Below are 19,232 nucleotides of genomic sequence, written 5' to 3'. Positions count from 1 at the left end.
AGGTGCACGGCCGGCGTCGCGCGCGGCTCGGCTTCCGTCTCGCACTTCGTTTGGCGCGCGTGCCGCGCCACGCCGAACGAGATGCAGCGCGGCATGGCGCTCCGATTGCGCCCGGACATTTGCCGCGGTTTTACTCGGCGAAACGCCGCGGCGTTGGCGCGATAGACGACCCATGCGGCAGACGAGCCGGCCGCGCGTCGGCCGAACGCCGGTCCCGACCGGCCGATCAGGCCGACACAGGCCGATACAGGCCCGGCCGGTTTTCTCCCGATGACTGACGGCGCCGATTCCCCCACATTCTCGACACGATCATGAACAGCACGCAAGCGCACCGATTGTCCCCGTTCCGCTATTGCAAATGGCGCTGGCTGCATTTCCGCCGCTCGTGGACCGACACGCGCGCCGACCGCATTCCGAGCTGGTCGCGCCTTTATCTGCGGACTTATCTGCATCTCGTCGGCCTCGTGCTGGTGACGGTCGGCGGGACGATCGCCGCGCTCTGCTCGGCGCTCGCGCCGCATGTGGTGTGGCGCGCGCTCGATGCGCTGCCGGGCGGCGCGCTTCCGCTCGCCGCGTTCGTGCTCGCGGTGCCGGCGCTCGCCGGCTATCGGTGGATGCGGCCCGTCTGGTCGGATCTCGTGATGGTGCGCGAGCGCGCGATCGACTTCACGGGCGGCCGCTTCAACACGCGCGCGCGCGAATCGCGCAGCGTGATCATCGGGCCGCTCGCGCGCACGCTGAACGCGCTCGCGATGCGGATGGAGCGCCTGATCGCCGCGCAGCGCGACCTGACGAACGGCATCTCGCACGAGCTGCGCACGCCGCTCGCGCGCGTGCGCTTCGCGCTCGAGAGCCTGCGCGAGCCGGGGTCGGCCGACGAGTATCAGAACGCGATCGACAGCATCGAGCAGGACGTGTCCGAGCTCGACGAGCTGATCGACATGAGCCTCACGTACGCGCGGCTCGAGTACAGCTCGCTGCAGTCGAATCTCGAGCTGACGGCGCTCGTCGCGTGGTTCGACAAGCAGGTTGCCGACGCCGCGCTGCTGTATCCGAGCAAGACGCTCGACGCGCGCGTCGCGGTGCCCGCCGATCTGCGCGTGAAGATGGACAAGCGGCTGATGTCGTATGCGATGCGCAATCTGCTGCGCAACGCGAGCAAGCATGCGCGCGGGCGGATCGCGGTCGGCCTGCGGATGCGCCACGGCAACATCGAGATCGATGTCGAGGACGACGGGCCCGGCGTGCCGCCGGACGAGCGCGAGCGGATCTTCGAGGCGTTCGTGCGGCTCGATCGCCATACGGCCGGCTACGGGCTGGGGCTCGCGATCACGCGGCTGGTGCTGCAGGCGCACAACGGGCGCGTTGCCGTCGTCGATCCGCTGCTGCTGCCGGGCGCGCGTTTCGAGATGAGCTGGCCGGTCTGACGCGCGGCGGGGGCGCGCGTTCGCGGCGCGCGGCGCACCACGGACGGATTCGCGCCGGAGCGTCACCCCGGCCGGCGCCCGGCTCAATACGTGCGGCCGAGCTGGAAGTAGAGGTTGCGCCGCCCGCCCGGCGCGAACGCCACGCCGACGTACACCGGCCCGAACGCCGTCGTCAGGCTCGTGAAGAGCGTATAGCTCTGCTTGAGCGAGCCGCCGCCGATCCGCTCGCCGCCCGCCCACACGTTGCCGACTTCCGCGCTCGCGCCCACATAGAGCGCCTTGATCGGCGACGCATTGAACGTCGCAAGCTGGTTCATGTAGGTGACTTGCCCGTAGAACAGCGCGTCGCCGTTCAATTGGTCGGCCGCATAGGCGGACAGATGCTGGAAGCCGCCCAGCGTGAAGTTGAACCGGTTGATCAGATTGGTGCCGCCGAAGCTCTTGCCGCCCTCGATGGTCGCGCTGAGGCTATGCCGGCCGAACTGTTGCGCAATCATCGCCTTGCCGTACACCTCGGTGTACGGCGCGTTGCTCGTATCCTCGCCGGAGTCGGGGTCCGAGAAGGCACTGCTCGACGACAGCGAGCGCTCGACGCGCAGTTCCGTGAAATAACCTCTGCGCGGGAACAGCGGGTCGTCGAGCTGGTCGATGACGAGCCGCGCCCGCGCGCTCAGCGCCCGCGCGGTGTAGTCGGAGAACAGGAGTATTTGCTGCGGGACCGTGTCGCCGATGTCGAACGGTATGTTGTAGGTCGGCGCGCCGGTGCCGTGCGCGTACGCGAGGCCAATCCGGAAATCGCCGAGGCGGCCGATCGGCAAGCCGAAGTCGATGCCGATCCGCTCGGTCTGCAGCCGGTATTGCGTCATCTTGATGTCGCCGCTCGAGTCGTAGACGTTCGCATAGCGGCGCAAGTATTCCGCGTACGGCGCGACGTAATAGCCGATCGTGTTCGACAGCGGCTGGCGCAGCTCGACGTGCGCCGATTGCATGTCGCTGCCGAGCGTCGTGTCCGCGCGGAATTCGAGGCCGGACTGCGTGAGCCACGGCCGCCGGTAGCCGACGTGCAGCCTGAAGCCGCCTTCGTCGCTCGAACTGCTCGACATCCCGAGCCCGAACAGCAGGAAGTTCGGCCCCCAGTACTTCTCCTGCGCGTCGATCACGAGCCGGTGCTCGTCGCCTTCGTTGACGATCTGCTGCGTGACGTTCTCGAAATTGCCGCTCGTCGTCAGCGACAACAGGTCGGCGCTGACCGCCTGCGGATCGTAGACGTCGCCCGGCTTCACGCGCAGCGCGTTGCGCACGACCCGCTTCGGCACCGCCGCGCCGTTGGTGCGGATCTCGATCGACGTGATGCGGATCGGCTGCTGCTGCGGCCGCTTGTGCGCGGCCCGATACGCGTCGTATTGCTCGGGCGACAGCGCGTAGCGCGCAAGCCGCGGCAGCGCGGCGACGGCGGCGGCTTCGCCCGCGGCGATCGCCTGGTTCGCGGTCTGGAAATCGGTGAAGGTCTGCTTGCCGAGGTCCGGTTGCAGCAGGATGTCGCTTGCCGTCAACTGCTTGCGCTGCTCGGCGACGTTCTGCCGGATCAGGATGCCGATCATCTGCTGCATCACGTCGGCGGGCGACGCGAGCGCGTTCAGCGGGCGCAGCGGCGAGCCGATGTCGACCGCGATCACGACGTCCGCGCCCATCCTGCGCGCGGCGTCGACGGGCAGGTTGCCGACGAGCCCGCCGTCGACGAGCGCGCGGCCGTCGATCTCGGCGGGCGAGAAGAGGCCCGGCAGCGCCATGCTCGCGCGGATCGCGAGCGGCAGCGAGCCGTGGTCGAGCACGACCTTCTGGCCGGTCTGCAGATCGGTTGCGACCGCGCGGAACGGGATCGGCAGCCGGTCGAACGGCTGGTTCGTCGGCACGGCGGCCGTCCAGCTCGCGAGGAGCGCCTGCAGCCGGTTGCCCTGCACGAGCCCGACGGGCGCCTTGAAGCCCTTCGAATCGAAGCCGATCGTCAGGCTGTCGATATAGAGGCGTTCGTCCTCGCGCTTCTTCTGCGGCAGGTCCGCGCGCTCGGTCACGTCGAACGCGATGTCGGCGAGATTCACCTGCGACAGCCGCCGCTGCATCTCCTGCGCCGTCATCCCGGTCGCGTACAGCCCGCCGACGACGGCGCCCATGCTCGTCGCCGCGATGCAGTCGACCGGAATCCGGTTCGCCTCGAGCACCTTCAGCACGCCGAGATGCGCGTAGCCGCGTGCGCCGCCGCCCGACAGGACGAGGCCGATCGCCGGCCGGCCTGGCCTGCCGCCGTCCGCCGTGCAAACGGACGCCTCCGCGGCGGCCGGCGCGGCTTGTGCGGACGCCGAAGCGTCGGTTGCATCCGAGATGGCGGAGGCGGGCGTCGCCGGCGCCGGCGACGCGGCCGCGACGGGCGCGACGGGCGCGGCCGCCGAGGCACCCGTCGCGGCGCAGACGAACAGGAGGGCGGCCACGAGGCCGGGAACGCGAAGGCCCGGACGGGCGGAAGAGGCGAGCGCCGTCATTATCGTTGCTTGGGTGTGGTCGGACTGAACGGTCGGGAGCGCCGATGCGGAATCGGCAAAAGCGAGAGAGTACCGCTTTTGTCGGGGCGCGACCACGCGTCGCCGCGGTTCGCGCGGGCCGCGCGCGCGCACTGCGGCCTGCCGCGCTATAGAAAATTCATGAAATCTCCTAAAGTATTCAGGCATCCTGCCGCTAAGCGACTGAGTGGATTGCGCTCGTCGCCGGCGATCGGCCCCGGGGGCGGCCGCAGGCGCATCCACAGAATCCTTCCACCTGATTCAATAGAGGCTTCACGATGGCGGCACCCTTTCTCGGAAGGTTCTTTGCGCACAACGTCGCGGTCGATCCCGGCACCGCGAGCACGCTGATCTACGTCCGCGATCGCGGCGTCGTGCTGAATCAGCCGTCGGTCGTCTGCTTCCGCAAACGGGGCGGCCCGGCCGACAGGGCGCGCGTCGAGGCGGTCGGCGAGCAGGCGAAGGCGCTCCTCGGCCGCTCGCCCGAGCATCTGGAAGCCGTCAGGCCGCTCAGGCACGGCGTCGTCGCGAACTATCACGCGGCCGAGCAGATGATGCGGCAGTTCGTCGGCATGTCGCATGCGCGCTCGCTGTTCGGCAGGCGCGTCGAGTTCACGATCTGCGTGCCGTCGAACGCGACGGCGGTCGAGCAGCGCGCGATCCGCGAAGCGGCGCTCGCCGCGGGCGCGTCGCGGGTCAGCCTGATCAGCGAGCCGCTCGCGGCCGCGCTCGGCGCGGGGCTGCCGGTATCGGAGGCGGTCGGATCGATGGTCGTCGACATCGGCGGCGGCACGACCGAGGTCGCGGTGATCGCGCTCGGCGGCATCGTCTATCGCGAGGCGATTCGCGTCGGCGGCGACCAGTTCGACGCGGCGATCGTCAATCACGTCCGGAGCCTGTACGGCGTGCTGCTCGGCGAGCACACGGCCGAACACGTGAAGAAGGCGATCGGCACCGCGAGCCGCCGGGTGCCGCGCGAATCGATCCACGCGGTCGGGCGCAGCGTCGCGGACGGCCTGCCGCGAACCATCGAGCTCAGCAATCACGATATCGCGGATGCGCTCGCCGCGCCGCTGAACCAGGTGGTGAGCGCGGTGAAGAGCGCGCTCGAGAACGCGCCGCCCGAGCTGATCACCGACATCGCGGATCGCGGGATCGTGCTGACGGGCGGCGGCGCGCTGCTCGCGAATCTCGGCAAGCGGCTGCGCGACGAGACCGGGCTCGCCGCGCGGGTCGCCGACGATCCTCTCACCTGCGCGGTGCGTGGCGCCGGCGAGGCGATGGGGCGGGGCGGGTTCGACGCCGGCGACGAAGACGCGGGCGATTTCGGCCTGAATCGCTGAATCGCTGAATCGCGCGCGTCGGTCTCGCCGCGCGCGTGCTCGCGAAAGCCCTTCAACTGCGCGGTCAGATATTCGTTCGTTTGCGCGTTGAGCCGCGGAAACATCGGCGATTCGCTGCGGCCGTGCGGGCCGTGCGGGCCGTGGCAAGCGGCGCAGAGCTGCGCGGCGAGCCGTGCGCCGTCCTGCGCGTGCGCGGAGCCGGCGGGCCAACCGGCGAGCGCGGCGACCGACATCTACGGATATGCAAGCATTGCGGTGAAACTGCGGCGGATACGATTGAACATACCGCCTCCCCTTTGTTGTCGATCGTTCGGGCCTGTGCCGATCGGTTCTTTGCTCAGCGACCGCTCTTTTTGTCTTGCATTGAAGCTGGTGTTGTTTACCGATATTCGTTGTGGTTGTTCTTGTTCCTTTCGGAATTATTTCGAATTTATGGAATGCGTCGCGATGCCAGCTAATCGATTCTCGCATCGATCGATATCGACGATTCGAGTTTAGGATTGCCGCCGTTTCGAAAATTGATGTGAATCAGATGGACCAAGTGGAATCGCGCGCCTCGCCGCCGATACGCTTTGCCGACGCGGCGCGCCGCGCGCGCCGAAGAGAGCGCGAGACTCCCTTCGGCAAGCGTGCGGCTACTTGCCCTGCAGCAGATCCATGAACGGCGGGAAGGTCAGCAGGATGCCGAACGTCAGCAGCACGAACGCGACGGCCGTCACGCGGCCGAGCGCGACCGATTTCGCGCTCCACAGGCGCGACAGCGCCACCCACGACAGCAGCCAGACGACGATCGCGCTCGTCGTCACGCCCGAGAGCGGCCCGGTTGGCTTGTAGAACGTGAAGAAATGCGCAACCGGGCGGAATGCATCGCCGGCGAGCGCAAAGAGCCCGACGGCGAAGCAGCCGATGCCCGCTGCGAGAATCGCGGCGGCGGCCGGGCCGTTCGGCAGCGCGCCGGAGGAAGCGGGCGCGCTCGCGCGCGACGTGGCCGTCGACTCGCTTGATACGGATGACTGATTTTGGTCGACGCCGGTCGTGTTCGGCGTCGCAGTGCGCGGATGCGAGGTAGGCATGTTCATTCTCCCGTCATGAGATGGATGGCGGTGCCGCCGCGAACCGGCGCGTACTTGTTCAGGAACGCGCCGAATACACCCGCGACGCCGGTCGCGACGAACGCGACGACGGTGAACGTCAGCACGGCATTGCGAATCTGCCGTTGCCGGCTGAGCGCGGGGCCATACTTGCCGAATACGTACGCGACCATCGTCATCGCGATCGGCGCGAGCCACGCGACATGTTCCTTCCACTCCATCCCGAGGCTGTGCCAGCCCGACGTGTTGCGGCTCGACATCAACAGGCGTTGCGGGTAGTTCGCGAGATCGGTCAGGCCGATGGGCGGCACGGCGCGATACCACGGATAGACGACGTATGCGCCGGAGAACACGGTTGCCCACGCGAGGATCACCATCGCGGACAGATAAATCATCAACAGCCGATGTTCGCGCGGCGTGGGCACCTCGGGCGCGCCCGGCGCGGACATCCGGTAGACCTCGGCGATCGCGCCGGAAAACGCGAGCATGAACAGCGCACCGAAGCCCATGCCGTGCAGCACGGTCAGCAGATCCCTCATTGAAATTTCCATCATGGCCTCCGTTCATTTGGCAGGTTCCGCTTTCATCGTGTCGGACGGCAGGCTTTCCGAGTTGAGGCAGATCAATCGGAATGGTGTGATGAGTCATTATTCGAGATGCGAAATGAAATGGAAAAAATTAAGAAGTGAACGAGTTGGCTGTTTGTCAGCCATGAACATGGTTTGAATGCAATTTTTGCATGGCCCGATTCTTTGATATAGCCTTTCGACAAGTCGTCATCCGCATTAACTAGACTAATTCGAGATGTCGCCGCCATAAGGGGGAGTCGCCATGCCGTTCGCCTGATCGAGCAGCGTTCGCGTCTTCACGGGTTTTCCGTTTTTCGTTTTTTGAAGTGTCCGGCCACCGACATGTGGCCGGATGCGGTGCCAAGCAGTTTCCTTCGACATCTGTTTTTCGATAACAAGGAAGGGGCAACTTGAACTGCCCGCGTTCCAGAAAGACCCGCGATCATCCGAAAACCGCGCAGTCGATGGGCGTGTTCGTCGCGCTCGTTGGCGCGACGCTGGTCGGGCCGGATTCGCCCGTCGTCGCCGCATACGGCGGCGGGCAGGTCAATTTCAACAACAGCGGCACGATCACCGGGCGGATTGCGTTCCAGTCGAACGGCACGGCCGAGTAGAGGGCAACACGTTCGTCAACTCGGGAACGATCGACGGCAGCGTGTCGATGGGCACGAACAGCACGAACACGTTCACCGCGATGACGGGCTCGACGGTCAGCGCGGCGGGCGGCAACAACACGCTCATGCTGCAGCAGGCGGCGGGCGGCCCGGCGACGGGCGCGATTGCCGTCAACAACTACATCAACTTCAATCATCTCGACGTGACGAGCGGCGCGTGGACGACCAGCGGCGCGTCGACCGCGCAGGACGCGACGCTGTCGGGCGGCGTCGCGCTCATCGGCAACAATGCGTCGCTCGGCACGGGCACGATCACCGGCAACGGCGGCGCGGGCGAACGCGCTAACATGGCGGTTCGTCGGCGCGGTTCGTCGACGAACGTCGATCGAAGCCGGCGTGACTGTTGTTGCGTTGCGAGGCCGTCGTCGCCGCGGCCGCCATGACGATAGCGAATCGCTCCGCCGCTGCAACGATGCACGAAAAGGCGTCACGCGCCGTTCGCCCGCGCTCCCGCCCGGCCCATGCCGCGCGCGGAGCCGCATCGATCGTCAACCGTCTTTCACGCATCCGATCCCGAGCCTGTCCGAGAGCCGCCGCCATGCCGAACTCGATCGTTTCTTCGCCCCTCGGCAGCACGCTGCGCCGCTGGCGCCTGATGCGCCGCATCAAGCAGTCGCACGCGGCCGAACTCTTCGGCGTCGCGCAATCGACGATCTCGCGCTGGGAATCCGGCGTCCAGCAGATGGCGCCCGCCGAGCGCGTGCGCGTCGAAGCGCGGCTCGCCGCGCGCCTCGATTCGGCGGGCGATCGCGCGCTCGCGCGGCTCGTCGCCGACAGCCGCCGCCCCGTGCATCTGATCTGCGACCTCACGCACTGCCTGCTCGCCTGCTCGTCCGCGCGCGAGGCCGAGTTCGGCGTGCCGCTGTCGGACCTGATGAACCGCTCGATGTGGCGCTACGCGACGGCCGAGATCGCCGAGCAGGAAGCGCGGCTCGCCGGAGCGGGCTGGCACGACGGCGTCACGTTCGCGTCGCTGGAATTCGCGAGCGGCGTCAACGATTCGGACGTCGTGCCGATTCGCGCGAGCCGCTGCCGGTGGACGCGCATGCTGCTCTCGGACGGTACTGCAGCGCGCCTCGTCGAGACGATGTGACGCGCGCGCGAAGCGTCGTCGGCGGCGCGTCCGAGCGCACGCAGATCGTGCGCGCTCGGATGCACGGACGCACGGACGCACACGCCCCCGCCGCGCGCATAACTCATGCGTGGACGATGCGTCGGCGCACGCCGTAGACTGGCCGCATCGTCCACCGGAACGCCACGCGACGTATCGCGCGACGCGCAGCGAGCGAGCCCTGGGTTCGCCCGTCGCGCCCGCCGCACCGAATCGCGCGCCGTCCCAATCCCGTCACATCGTCATGAACATTCAAGAGATCGAAGCGAGGCTCGACTTCCTGCGCGAAGCGGAGCGCCTGAAAAGCGTGCTGAGGAGCGCGCACACATCGACGGGCCGCGCCGAGAGCACCGCCGAGCACAGTTGGCGGCTGTGCCTGATGGCGATCGCGTTCGCCGACGCGCTGCCCGGGCTCGACATGCTGAAGGTGCTGAAGATGTGCGTGATCCACGATCTCGGCGAGGCGTTGCGCGGCGACGTGCCGGCGATCTGCGTCGGCGCGCATCGCGACAAGCGCGCGCACGAGCGCGCCGATCTGCTCGTGCTCACGCGCATGGCCGATGCGCCGCTGCGCGATGATATCCTGTCGCTGTGGGACGAGTACGAGGGCGCGGCGTCGCCGGAGGCGCAGGCGGTGAAGGCGCTCGACAAGCTCGAGACGATCCTGCAGCACAACCAGGGCGAGAACCCGCCCGATTTCGATTACGCGTTCAACCTCACGTACGGCCGCCGCTACACGAGCGCGGCGCCGCTGTTTCGCGCGATGCGCGAGATCGTCGACGCGCAGACGCGAAGCCGGATCGACGCGCGGGGCGGCGAGCCGCCGGCGCGATAGCGGGCGCGCCCGGCGCGTTCTGTCCTATCCTGTGCGGAAAACGCGGCGCACCCGGCGCGCCGCGTCCAGCCCAGCCCAGGAGTTCCGATGCCGAGGCAAGCCGACCCTTCTTCCCCGCGTGCGCCGCGGGCCGCCGCGCCCGCGCTCTCGTCCGCGCCTTCATCTGCGCCCGCCGCAACGCCGCAACCGGCGCCGCCCACGCCCGCGTTCATCGCGCCCGAGCACGACGCGCAGACGGTCGTGCGCGGCAGCCAGTTCGTGCTGAAGGCGGGCGACGCGTTCGTCGTGAGCGATACGCTCGGCGACATCGGCGGGCGCGACGACGGCCTGTTCGTCGACGACATGCGCGTGCTGTCGCAATGGCGGCTCACGTTCGGCGGCCGCGCGCCGTCGCTGCTGTCCGGCACGACGAGCGCGGACAACGCGTCGTTCACCGCGCATCTGACGAACCGCCCGCTGCCGCCGCTCGGCGGCCGCGAGACGCCCGAGGGCGTGATTCACATCGAGCGGATGCGCGTGCTTTCCGACAACGTGCTCCACGAGGCGCTCACGCTGACGAACTACGGCACGAGCGACGCCGAGGTGCCGCTGTCGGTGTCGTTCGGCGCGGACTTCAAGGACATGTTCGAAGTGCGCGGCTCGCGGCGCGAGCGGCGCGGCGCGATCGCGCCGCCGTGCGTCGAGGCGGGCGCGGTGCGGCTGCGCTACGACGGGCTCGACGCGGTCGAGCGCAGCGTGCGGATCGGCTTCGAGCCGCCGCCCGACACGCTCGCCGTCGATCGCGCCGACTACACGCTGACGATCGCCGCGCAGGCGTGCGTGTCGCTGTATCTGACGGTCGAGGCGTGCGTCGGCGCCGCGCACGCGGGCGGCGACGCGTTCGCGCAGCAGCCGTGCGTCGCCACGGGGCGCGGCGCGCTGCGCAAGGCGCTCGCCGATGTGCACCGCGCGATGCGCGAGCGCCGCCGCACGATCGCGCGCGTGCACACGAGCAATCCGCTGTTCAACGCCTGGCTCGACCGCTCGCTCGCCGACCTGGGCCTGTTGACGACGTCGCTCGAAACCGGCCCGTATCCGTACGCGGGCATCCCGTGGTTCTCGACGCCGTTCGGCCGCGACGCGGTGATCACGTCGCTGCAGATGCTGTGGCTGCAGCCGTCGCTCGCGCGCGGCGTGCTGCGCTTTCTCGCCGAGCACCAGGCGCGCGAGACGTCGGCGTTTCGCGACGCCGAGCCGGGCAAGATCATGCACGAGTTCCGCAAGAGCGAGATGGCGGCCACGGGCGAAGTGCCGTTCGCGCTGTACTACGGCGGCGTCGATACCACGCCGCTGTTCGTCGTGCTCGCGGGCGCGTATCTCGAGCACACCGGCGACGAATCGCTGATCGACGAGCTGTGGCCCGCGCTCGAACGCGCCGCGCAATGGGTGATGAGCGTGTGCGAGCGCAACCCGCGCGGGCTGCTCGACTACCAGCGCACGTCCGCGCGCGGGCTCGCGAACCAGGGCTGGAAGGACAGCCAGGATTCGGTGTTCCATGCGGACGGCCGCTTTCCGATCGGGCCGATCGCGCTCGTCGAAGTGCAGGCATACGCGTGCGCGGCGCTCGACGCGATGGCGACGTTCTCGCGCCGGCGCGGCCACGCGGCCGGCATCGTGCGCTACGCGCAACGCGCGAAGTCGCTGCGCGAGCAGGTCGAGTCGCTGTTCTGGATGCCGGAGGCGGGCTTCTACGGAATCGCGGTGGACGGCCACGGCGAGCTGTGCCGCGTGCTCGCGTCGAACGCCGCGCATCTGCTCGCGTTCGGCCTGCCCGAGCAGAGCCGCGGCGAATCGGTCGCGCGCGTGCTCGGCTCGACGCTGTTCCGTACCGGCTGGGGCGTGCGCACGCTCGCGGCCGGGCAGCCGCGCTTCAATCCGATGGCGTATCACAACGGCTCGATCTGGCCGCACGACAACGCGCTCGCCGCGCGCGGCCTCGCGCGCTACGGCGACAAGCGCTCGGTGCTCGATCTGTTGCGCGCGCTGTTCGAGGCGGCCGTGAGCTTCGACATGCGGCTGCCCGAGCTCTTCTGCGGCTTTCCGCGCCGGCGCGGCGAGCCGCCGACCGCGTATCCGGTCGCGTGCCTGCCGCAGGCGTGGGCGGCGGGCGCGCCGTTCATGATGCTGCAGGCGTGCCTCGGCATCTCGGTCGACGCGGCGCGCGGCGAGGTGCGCGTCGAGCGGCCGGAACTGCCGGAAGGCGTCGACTGGCTGCGCGTCGACGATCTGCGCGTCGGCGACGAGAGCGTATCGCTCACGTTCCGGCGCGTCGAAGGGCAGGTGGTCGCGGCGGCCGAGCCGGGCGGCGCGCGCGTCGTCGCGGTGCTGTAAAGATTGCGCTCGCTCGCGTCGGCCGCGCGCGGCGCGCCATACAATGACGGCATCGATCGACGATTCGCAACGAACCGATATCGGAGGCCATCACCATGACGAACCAGAAGCCGGGCGACGCCCGCCCGCACGACGACGATCCGAAGCTCGAGCAACTCGAGGCGGCCGTCGACCATCTGCACGAATCGATCCAGTCGCGGAGCATCGCGGCCGGCGCGGCGAAGGGCATCCTGTTCAGCCTGATCGAGACGCTCGGCGCGCTCGTCGGCGATCCGGACCTGCCCGAGCACGCGCGCTCCGGCTACGAGGCGCTGCGCGACAAGGCGAACGAGCTGAAGGCGAATCTCGACAACCGCTGACGCGGCACGGGCGGCGCGCTGTCCGTTCTTTGCCGCGGTGCGGAAAGTGCTGTCGTTTCAACGGCTTGGCGCACGCGTGCGCAGGATATCCACATGTTTGTCGACAGAAATTGTTGATAACCGGCGCCCGGATGCGCGCAGCCGTCCACCTTCTTTCATCGGCAGCCGCCGCCGGCGATCGCCGCCTTCCCAAAAAAATTTGCGATGCATGTCGATTTCCACGGGATTCGTTCGTCGTGGCGATAGAGCGTCTCCGCGCGTGCGGCGCGCTCGGTCGATGAACCCATTCGAAGCCAAGGAGCCGCGATCATGCCTACCGCAGTCAAACCGATCCCCGAGGGGATGCATTCGCTGACCCCTCATCTGATTTGCGACGGCGCGGCCGCCGCGATCGAGTTCTACAAGAAGGCGTTCGACGCCGTCGAGATCACGCGGCTGCCGTCGCGCGATGCCGGCCGGCTGATGCATGCGGCCGTCAGGATCGGCGATTCGACGCTGATGCTCGTCGACGAAATGGCGCACTGCGGCGCGCTCGGCCCGAAGGCCCTGAAGGGCTCGCCGGTGTTCATCCATCTGTACGTGCCGGATGTCGACGCGGTGATCGCGCGCGCGGTGGAGGCGGGCGCGAAGCTGACGATGCCGCCGGCCGACATGTTCTGGGGCGACCGCTATGGCCAGCTCGAAGACCCGTTCGGCCACCGCTGGTCGGTCGCGACGCACAAGCGCGACTTGCCCCCCGAGCAGATCCGCGAAGGGATGGAGAACTGCGCGCCGCCCGCGCAGTGAGCGCGCGGTGCGCGGGCGGCGGCCGGGCATCGGCATGAGGCGCGCGCGTGTCGTGCGCGCCGCGTCAATCGAGGAGGAACGCAATGAGCCTGAAGTTCTACGGGCACCCGTTTTCGCTGTATTGCCAGAAGGTGCTGATCGCGCTGTACGAGTACGACGTGCCGTTCGAATGGCGCCTGCTCGCGGGCGACACGCCCGAGGCGAGCGCCGAGTTCGCCGCGCGGTGGCCGCTCAAGCACATGCCGATGATCGTCGACGGTGATCGCACGATCGTCGAGTCGACGATCCTCATCGAATACCTCGGCCTGCGTCGTCCGGCGCCGGTGCGGCTGCTGCCCGCCGACGCCGGCGCGGCGCTCGACGTGCGGATGATGGACCGCTTCTTCGACTGCTACGTGTCGACGCCGCTGCAGAAGATCGTGTTCGACGCGCTGCGGCCGCCAGCCGAGCGCGACGCGCGCGGCGTGGCCGATGCGCGGCGGATGCTCGACACGTCGTACACGTGGCTCGAGCGCACGCTCGCGGGCCGCGGCTGGGCGGCGGGCGACGCGTTCAGCCTGGCCGACTGCTCGGCCGCGCCGTCGCTGTTCTATGCGGACTGGACGCATCCGATCGATCCGTCGCTGCAGCGCGTGATCGCGTATCGCAAGCGGCTGCTCGCGCGCCCGTCGTTCGCGCGGGCGGTCGACGAAGCGCGTCCGTACCGGCACCTGTTCCCGCTCGGCGCGCCCGACCGGGATTAGCGGGAACAGGCCCCGGCCGTTCGATCGACAGGAGGCAGACATGACGGAGCATTCGATGCTGACACCGGCCGCCGAGCTCGTGAAGCGCAACACGACCCGATGGCCGAACGAAAGCGATGCGTATCGCCGCGCGCGCGACGCGCTGCTCGTCGAGGAGATCGAGCTGCGCCGGCGCGTCGAGCGGGTCGCCGCGCTGCGGCGCACGCTGCCGCCGGGCGGCGAAGTGACGGGCGGCTATCGCTTCGAAGGCGAGCGCGGCCCGTGCGATTTCGCCCAACTGTTCGGCGGCAAGCAGACGCTCGTCGTCTACAGCTACATGTTCGGACCGCAGCGCGAGCGGCCGTGTCCGATGTGCACGTCGCTGCTCGGCGCGTGGAACGGCGAGGCGCGCGACCTTGAGCAGCGCGTCGCGCTCGCGGTCGTCGCGCGCTCGCCGCTCGAGCGGCTCGTCGCGTTCAAGCGCGAGCGCGGCTGGCGCGACCTGAAGCTGTATTGCGATCTCGACGGCCGCTACAGCCGCGACTATCACGCGATCGGCGCCGACGGCGGCGAAGAGCCGGCGATCAACGTATTCACGCGCCGCGACGGCACGATCCGCCACTTCTGGAGCGGCGAGATGGGCGGCTGGAGCGCCGACCCGGGGCAGGACCCGCGCGGCGCGCCCGACCCGATGCCGCTGTGGACGATCCTCGACATGACGCCCGAAGGGCGCGGCGTCGACTGGTATCCGTCGCTCGACTATCCGGATTGACGGCGAGGCGCGACGTCGAGGATGCGGCGGCCGGCGCATGCGCGGGCTTTGTGCCGAAGATACGAGGATTTCGGAAAAGCCTCGATGGATCAATTGCTTGGCGCGCATCGGCACGAGATATCCACAAGCTTGCGCACAAAAACTGTGGAAAACCCTCACGTCGAAAACAGGTTGTGGATAGTTGTCGTTGCGAGGGGGCGTCGCCGGACGATTCGAGGATGGAGAAGGTCCGGCGTGCGCGCGGCGAGCCGATTTCCGCTGCGATGCCGCATTTTTGGCGGTTCCGGGAAAATGCCGTTGGATCAATGGGTTGGACGACGGATGCTCAGGATGTCCACAAGCTTGACCACAAAAAATGTGGAAAACGACGGCGCTCGTCGAGCGCGATCGATCCCGGACGGCGTGCGCGCAAGCGCCGCGCCGCCGCGCCGGTCATGCCCGCCGCGTCGCGCCGAAGCGCACCGTGACCGTCAGCCCGCGCCCGTCGGCGCCGGTCCCGAGCGATACGTCCGCGTGATGCTGCTCGGCGATGCGCTTGACGATCGACAGCCCAAGCCCGCTGCCCGACGCCGACGCGAGTTGCGCGCCGCCGCCGCGATAGAAGCGCTCCCACACACGCTCGCGATCGGCAGCCGGAATGCCGGGGCCGTTGTCGCGCACTTGGAGCGCCGGCGCGCCGTCGGCGTCGACGCGCGCTTCGACGTCGACGCGCGCGCCGGCCCCCGCATAGCGGATCGCGTTGTCGACGAGATTGTTGAGCAGCACGCGCAGCGTGTCCGCGTTGCCGGCCACGCGCACGGGCGCCGTGCCGACCGCGCCGAGATCGACGTGCTGCGCGAGCGCGATGCGCGCGCGCTCGGCGACCACCGAGCGGCCGAGCGCGGCGAGGTCAAGCTCGGCGAACGGCGCCGATTGCGCGTCGGGCTCGAGGCGCGCGAGCGTCAGCAACTGCTCGGCGAGATGCGACAGCCGCGTCGTGCCGGCCTGGATTTGCGCGAGGATGCGCGCGCGTTCGTCGGCGCTCGCCGTGCGCTGCAGCAATTGCGTCTGGATCGACAGGCCCATGATCGGCGTGCGCAGCTCGTGCGCGGCGTCCGCGATGAAATTGCGCTGCAGCGTGAACGAGCGATCGAGCCGCGCGAGCAGATCGTTGATCTCGGAGGCGAGCGGCTGCGCCTCGGTCGGCACGGTCGTGATGTCGAGCGAATCGAGGCGATTCGCATGACGGCGCTTCAGGCCCGCGGCGATCGCGCCGAGCGGCCGCAGCCCGTAGCCGATGCCGAGCCACAGCCCGATCGCGAGCAGCGGCAGCAGCGACAGCACCGGCCACAGCAGATGCACGGCGATGCCCGCGATCGCCGCCCAGCGCGCCTGGCGCGGCTGCGCGACGCGGATCGTCGTGCCCGCGCTCTCGCGCACGTAGGTGTGCCAGCGCTGGCCGCCCGCGTCGAGCGTCACGAAGCCGGCCGCATCGGGCGGCGGCAGTTGCGTGGCCGGATCGGTCGTGAATTCGAGCTTGCCGCCGCGCCACACCTGCAGCAGCACGTCGTCGGAATCGTAGTCGGCCGGATGGCGCTTGCCGAGCCTGTCGCGTCCTTCGATCGACAGCTTGCCCGCGTCGTCGACCTGAATCTGCTTCGACATGCTGCGCATCTGGTCGTCGAGCAGATCGTCGAGCTCGCGCAGCGCGCCCCAATAGGTGCCCGTGCTCGCGAGCACGCCGACGACGCACGCGGCGGGCAGCAGCCACATCAGCAGCCGCCCGCGCAGCGACGCGTTCAGGCGCCGCGCGAAGCCGCGCACGCCCGTCATGCGCCGTCTCCGATCCGGTAGCCGACGCCGCGCACCGTGAGGATCGTGTCGTGGCCGAGCTTCTTGCGCAGGTTGTGGATATGGACCTGCACCGCATTGCTTTCGATTTCCTCGCCCCAACTGTACAGCCGCTCCTCGAACTGCTCGCGCGAGATCACCGCGCCCGGCTCGCGCATCAGCTCGTGCAGCAGCACGAATTCCTTCGGCGACAGCGCGACTTCCTCGTCGCCGCGCCACACCTGATGGCGCGCCGGATCGAGCCGCAGCGCGCCGACCGCGAGCACCGTCTGCGCGCGTCCGGCCTGGCGTCGGTTCACCGCGCGGATGCGCGCGAGCAACTCTTCGAGCGCGAACGGCTTGACGAGGTAATCGTCGGCGCCGCAGTCGAGGCCGGCGATCCGGTCGGGCAGCGCGTCGCGCGCGGTGACGACGATCACGGGCAGCGCGTCGTCGCGGCGGCGCAGCGCGGCGAGCACCGCGAGGCCGTCCTTGTCGGGCAGGCCGAGATCGAGCAGCAGCAGCCCATACGAGGTCGTGCGCAGCGCGAGCGTCGCCGCGTCGCCGTTCTGCACCCAGTCGACCGCGAAGCCTTCCTGTTTCAGTCCCTGTTCGAGCCCGCTGCCGATGAGCGGATCGTCTTCGACGAGCAATACGCGCATGTTCCGTGATTCCGTCAGAGCGCGGCGCGCGTGTGCGGGCCGCTTGCGGGAATGATAAGCGGTGGAGGCTTAGCGGCGGCTTAAAGCCCGCCCATGAGCGTGAACGGGCTTTGGAAGCGGCGCGGCGTCGGAGCCATCGGCTGCGCGAGGCGGGTGATACCATGTCCGATCGACTTTTTTAGCGATCACGATGCCCGCCGATTTCGACGAACTCGCGTCCCTGATCCGGGCGCAATTTTCCGAGCTGAGCCCGCAATTCCAGGTGGGCGCCGCGTTCCTGCTCGATCATCCCGACGAGGTGGCCGTCTCGTCGATGCGCAAGGTCGCGCAGCGCGCGAACGTGCAGCCGGCGTCGCTCGTGCGGCTCGCGCAGCAGTTCGGCTTTCCGGGCTGGAACGAGCTGCGCGACCTGTTCGTCGCGCGCGTGCGCACGCGGCCGCAGCCGCTCACGCAGCGCGCCCGCTCGCTCGTGAAGCCGAATGCGAAGGCGTCGCTCGCGGCCGATCTGCTCGCCGCGCAGCGGCACAATCTCGAGGCGAGCGCCGCGCAGAATGCGCAGGCGCTCGCCGATGCGGCGAAGCTGATCCGCAAGGCCGCGCACGTGCACGTCGCCGGTTTTCGATCGTGCTATCCGGTCGCGTTCGGGTTCGTCTACGGCTATCGGCTGTTCCGGCCCACGGTGTCGCTGCTCACGGGCATCGCGGGCTCGCTCGACATGGAGCTGCGGACCATCGCGAAGAACAGCGTGACCGTGGTCGTCAGCTTCGCGCCGTATTCGGCCGAAGCGACGCGCGTCGCGCAGGCGGCGCGCGCGCACGGCGGCAAGATCGTCGCGATCACCGACAGCGCGGTGTCGCCGATCGCGCTGCACGCGGACGCGCAACTGATCTTCACGCACGACAGCCCGTCGTTCTTCCCGTCGCTCGTCGCCGCGCACGCGCTCGTGGAGGCGCTCGTCGCGCAGTTGCTCGCGCTCGAGGGCGGCGAGGCGATCGCGGCGCTCGAACAGGCCGAGGCCGAACTGCACGCGAAGGGCGCCTACGTCGTCTGACGCGCGGCCCGCGCGCGGATTGCAAAAGTCTTTCGCGTTGCAATATCCGGAGTGCATCGATTTCTTGCGGCGAATTTGAATATAAAACGTCTTGCAATTGGAAACGTTTCCACGCATCGATGCGCCGATTTAGACCGGCGGCAATTGTTGCGGCGCAAATGAAACTGGGCCGCGCGCCGCTTCGGAGGCTGTTCCGACGCGCCCGGGAGCGGCCAAAGGGCCGTAACGATGCTGCGACTTATTAACTCGAATCCGAAAAAATTTTAATGGTGACTTGCCGGTCATTCCGCCGATTGCTAATCTGCGGGAGATGAACAAATAGCCGGATCGAAGATCCGGAAAAATGAATAAATAAATCATTTCCGAGAAAAGGCCACCATGACGACTTACCGTGATACGCATACCACTTCGTTCCGGATCGGCGATGTCGTGACGCTCAAGACAGGCGGTCCGCGGATGACGGTGACGTATGCCGGCCCGGTCGTGTTCGACGCGGGCGAGTGGGTGATCTGCCAATGGTTCGACGAACACGGCGAGTTTCGCCAGGAGATGTTCTCGAACGAGACCGTCGTGCTCGAGCCGCGGACGATTTCGGCGGGGCTCGCGCGGATGCGCTCGCTGTCGGTGCGCGGCGGCATGCAGGCGTGACGTCGATCACGCGTTCGACGTAAAGGATTTGTCAGGCAGATCGCAAGCGTGTGACAGTCTGACGATGCGCCGCGTATCCGTTCGGGGGCTCAGCGCGTGCCTTGCTTTTCGGCCCACTGCTCCTGCGCGGCAATTCGCCGCTGCACGCGTTCGACGAGGCCCGTCGAGAACGTTTTCATGCTGACCGCACGGCGCTTGAGCCGCACGTCGCTGACGAAATCGGCGGGCGCGTCCGGCTGCAGCGCCCAGTACAGCGTCAGCAGCCAGCCGATTCCCGTCCAGCCGAACAGCGCGTTGAACAGCGCGACCGTCAGCCTGTCGTGGCGATGGCGGCGATCGGCGACGGTCGCCGGAAGAAAGTAGAGCGCGATCGCGACGACCGAGCCGACAACCTGAATCAGGATTTCCATCTGCATGGCGCTTCTCCGTCCTTGCTGCGGTGCGACTT

The 19,232-nt window shown here is 68.5% G+C and carries 19 protein-coding genes and 2 pseudogenes; 12 read left to right on the top strand and 9 right to left on the bottom strand.

Annotated elements, in window-relative coordinates:
* The first annotated feature begins 311 nt into the window (after window positions 1–311).
* Window positions 312–1,427 (top strand): ATP-binding protein, encoded by a 1,116-nt coding sequence (locus tag WS92_RS11290; protein ID WP_059931632.1) that lies wholly within the window; start codon window positions 312–314, stop codon window positions 1,425–1,427.
* An 83-nt stretch (window positions 1,428–1,510) separates the two neighbouring features.
* Here WS92_RS11290 and WS92_RS11285 read toward each other — a convergent pair whose 3' ends face one another.
* Complete coding sequence (locus tag WS92_RS11285; RefSeq protein ID WP_059931634.1) at window positions 1,511–3,964, bottom strand: patatin-like phospholipase family protein; 2,454 nt, start codon at window positions 3,962–3,964, stop codon at window positions 1,511–1,513.
* Window positions 3,965–4,260: 296 nt separating this feature from the next.
* Between WS92_RS11285 and WS92_RS11280 the strand changes: the two genes are divergently transcribed.
* Window positions 4,261–5,325: a rod shape-determining protein gene (locus WS92_RS11280; protein WP_009914569.1), complete on the top strand. Its 1,065-nt coding sequence runs from the start codon at window positions 4,261–4,263 to the stop codon at window positions 5,323–5,325.
* An 11-nt stretch (window positions 5,326–5,336) separates the two neighbouring features.
* Here WS92_RS11280 and WS92_RS36520 read toward each other — a convergent pair.
* From WS92_RS36520 to WS92_RS35745, 4 genes and pseudogenes are all read right to left on the bottom strand, one after another.
* A pseudogene (locus tag WS92_RS36520) lies at window positions 5,337–5,558 on the bottom strand (c-type cytochrome); the annotation flags it as partial.
* A 402-nt stretch (window positions 5,559–5,960) separates the two neighbouring features.
* Window positions 5,961–6,404, bottom strand: a complete 444-nt coding sequence (locus WS92_RS11275; protein ID WP_059931636.1) for a hypothetical protein — start codon at window positions 6,402–6,404, stop codon at window positions 5,961–5,963.
* Window positions 6,401–6,955, bottom strand: a complete 555-nt coding sequence (locus WS92_RS11270) for a hypothetical protein (RefSeq protein WP_231755927.1) — start codon at window positions 6,953–6,955, stop codon at window positions 6,401–6,403. The genes WS92_RS11275 and WS92_RS11270 overlap by 4 nt, the downstream gene beginning before the upstream one ends.
* A gap of 255 nt (window positions 6,956–7,210) precedes the next feature.
* Window positions 7,211–7,366 carry a hypothetical protein gene (locus WS92_RS35745; RefSeq protein ID WP_156442994.1) on the bottom strand — a complete coding sequence of 52 codons (156 nt, stop codon included), beginning with the start codon at window positions 7,364–7,366 and terminating at the stop codon, window positions 7,211–7,213.
* A 98-nt stretch (window positions 7,367–7,464) separates the two neighbouring features.
* Between WS92_RS35745 and WS92_RS11265 the strand changes: the two are divergent.
* From WS92_RS11265 to WS92_RS11245, 5 genes and pseudogenes are all read left to right on the top strand, one after another.
* Window positions 7,465–7,931, top strand: a pseudogene (locus WS92_RS11265) (autotransporter outer membrane beta-barrel domain-containing protein); the annotation flags it as partial.
* A 266-nt stretch (window positions 7,932–8,197) separates the two neighbouring features.
* A complete protein-coding gene (locus WS92_RS11260; RefSeq protein WP_059931640.1) occupies window positions 8,198–8,752 on the top strand; it encodes a helix-turn-helix domain-containing protein in 555 nt (184 codons plus the stop codon).
* Between the two features lie 262 nt (window positions 8,753–9,014).
* Window positions 9,015–9,605 (top strand): HD domain-containing protein, encoded by a 591-nt coding sequence (locus WS92_RS11255; protein ID WP_059931642.1) that lies wholly within the window; start codon window positions 9,015–9,017, stop codon window positions 9,603–9,605.
* Window positions 9,606–9,692: 87 nt separating this feature from the next.
* Window positions 9,693–11,975: an amylo-alpha-1,6-glucosidase gene (locus tag WS92_RS11250; RefSeq protein WP_015603929.1), complete on the top strand. Its 2,283-nt coding sequence runs from the start codon at window positions 9,693–9,695 to the stop codon at window positions 11,973–11,975.
* A 95-nt stretch (window positions 11,976–12,070) separates the two neighbouring features.
* Window positions 12,071–12,334 carry a hypothetical protein gene (locus tag WS92_RS11245; RefSeq protein ID WP_015604016.1) on the top strand — a complete coding sequence of 88 codons (264 nt, stop codon included), beginning with the start codon at window positions 12,071–12,073 and terminating at the stop codon, window positions 12,332–12,334.
* Window positions 12,335–12,391: 57 nt separating this feature from the next.
* Here WS92_RS11245 and WS92_RS35740 read toward each other — a convergent pair whose 3' ends face one another.
* Window positions 12,392–12,556 carry a hypothetical protein gene (locus WS92_RS35740; protein ID WP_156442995.1) on the bottom strand — a complete coding sequence of 55 codons (165 nt, stop codon included), beginning with the start codon at window positions 12,554–12,556 and terminating at the stop codon, window positions 12,392–12,394.
* Between the two features lie 87 nt (window positions 12,557–12,643).
* On the opposite strand from WS92_RS35740, the gene WS92_RS11240 reads away from it, so the two are divergent.
* From WS92_RS11240 to WS92_RS11230, 3 genes are all read left to right on the top strand, one after another.
* On the top strand, window positions 12,644–13,120 hold the full coding sequence (locus WS92_RS11240; protein ID WP_059931644.1) for a VOC family protein: 477 nt from the start codon (window positions 12,644–12,646) through the stop codon (window positions 13,118–13,120).
* 83 nt (window positions 13,121–13,203) lie between these two features.
* Window positions 13,204–13,863 carry a glutathione S-transferase family protein gene (locus WS92_RS11235; protein WP_006027688.1) on the top strand — a complete coding sequence of 220 codons (660 nt, stop codon included), beginning with the start codon at window positions 13,204–13,206 and terminating at the stop codon, window positions 13,861–13,863.
* Between the two features lie 40 nt (window positions 13,864–13,903).
* Window positions 13,904–14,614, top strand: a complete 711-nt coding sequence (locus WS92_RS11230) for a DUF899 family protein (protein WP_006027687.1) — start codon at window positions 13,904–13,906, stop codon at window positions 14,612–14,614.
* Window positions 14,615–15,046: 432 nt separating this feature from the next.
* Here WS92_RS11230 and WS92_RS11225 read toward each other — a convergent pair whose 3' ends face one another.
* Together WS92_RS11225 and WS92_RS11220 are read right to left on the bottom strand one after the other, a co-directional pair.
* Window positions 15,047–16,426, bottom strand: coding sequence for an ATP-binding protein (locus tag WS92_RS11225; RefSeq protein WP_059931646.1), 1,380 nt, complete (start codon window positions 16,424–16,426; stop codon window positions 15,047–15,049).
* Window positions 16,423–17,085 carry a response regulator gene (locus WS92_RS11220; protein WP_059931648.1) on the bottom strand — a complete coding sequence of 221 codons (663 nt, stop codon included), beginning with the start codon at window positions 17,083–17,085 and terminating at the stop codon, window positions 16,423–16,425. The genes WS92_RS11225 and WS92_RS11220 overlap by 4 nt, the downstream gene beginning before the upstream one ends.
* Before the next feature lie 190 nt (window positions 17,086–17,275).
* Between WS92_RS11220 and WS92_RS11215 the strand changes: the two genes are divergently transcribed.
* Both WS92_RS11215 and WS92_RS11210 read left to right on the top strand, forming a co-directional pair.
* Window positions 17,276–18,136 (top strand): MurR/RpiR family transcriptional regulator, encoded by an 861-nt coding sequence (locus WS92_RS11215; RefSeq protein ID WP_015603620.1) that lies wholly within the window; start codon window positions 17,276–17,278, stop codon window positions 18,134–18,136.
* Window positions 18,137–18,514: 378 nt separating this feature from the next.
* Window positions 18,515–18,784, top strand: coding sequence for a YodC family protein (locus WS92_RS11210; RefSeq protein WP_009914577.1), 270 nt, complete (start codon window positions 18,515–18,517; stop codon window positions 18,782–18,784).
* Window positions 18,785–18,873: 89 nt separating this feature from the next.
* On the opposite strand, the gene WS92_RS11205 is transcribed toward WS92_RS11210, so the two are convergent.
* The gene (locus tag WS92_RS11205; protein ID WP_006027681.1) at window positions 18,874–19,200 is read right to left on the bottom strand and encodes a superinfection immunity protein; all 327 of its coding nucleotides are present in this window, start codon (window positions 19,198–19,200) and stop codon (window positions 18,874–18,876) included.
* Window positions 19,201–19,232: the final 32 nt, after the last annotated feature.

Origin of the sequence: Burkholderia sp. MSMB1588 (assembly GCF_001546925.1) — a bacterium.
GTDB lineage: Bacteria > Pseudomonadota > Gammaproteobacteria > Burkholderiales > Burkholderiaceae > Burkholderia > Burkholderia humptydooensis.
The sequence above is the reverse complement of the archived record's forward strand: the minus strand, read 5'-3'. Positions and strand labels throughout refer to the sequence as shown.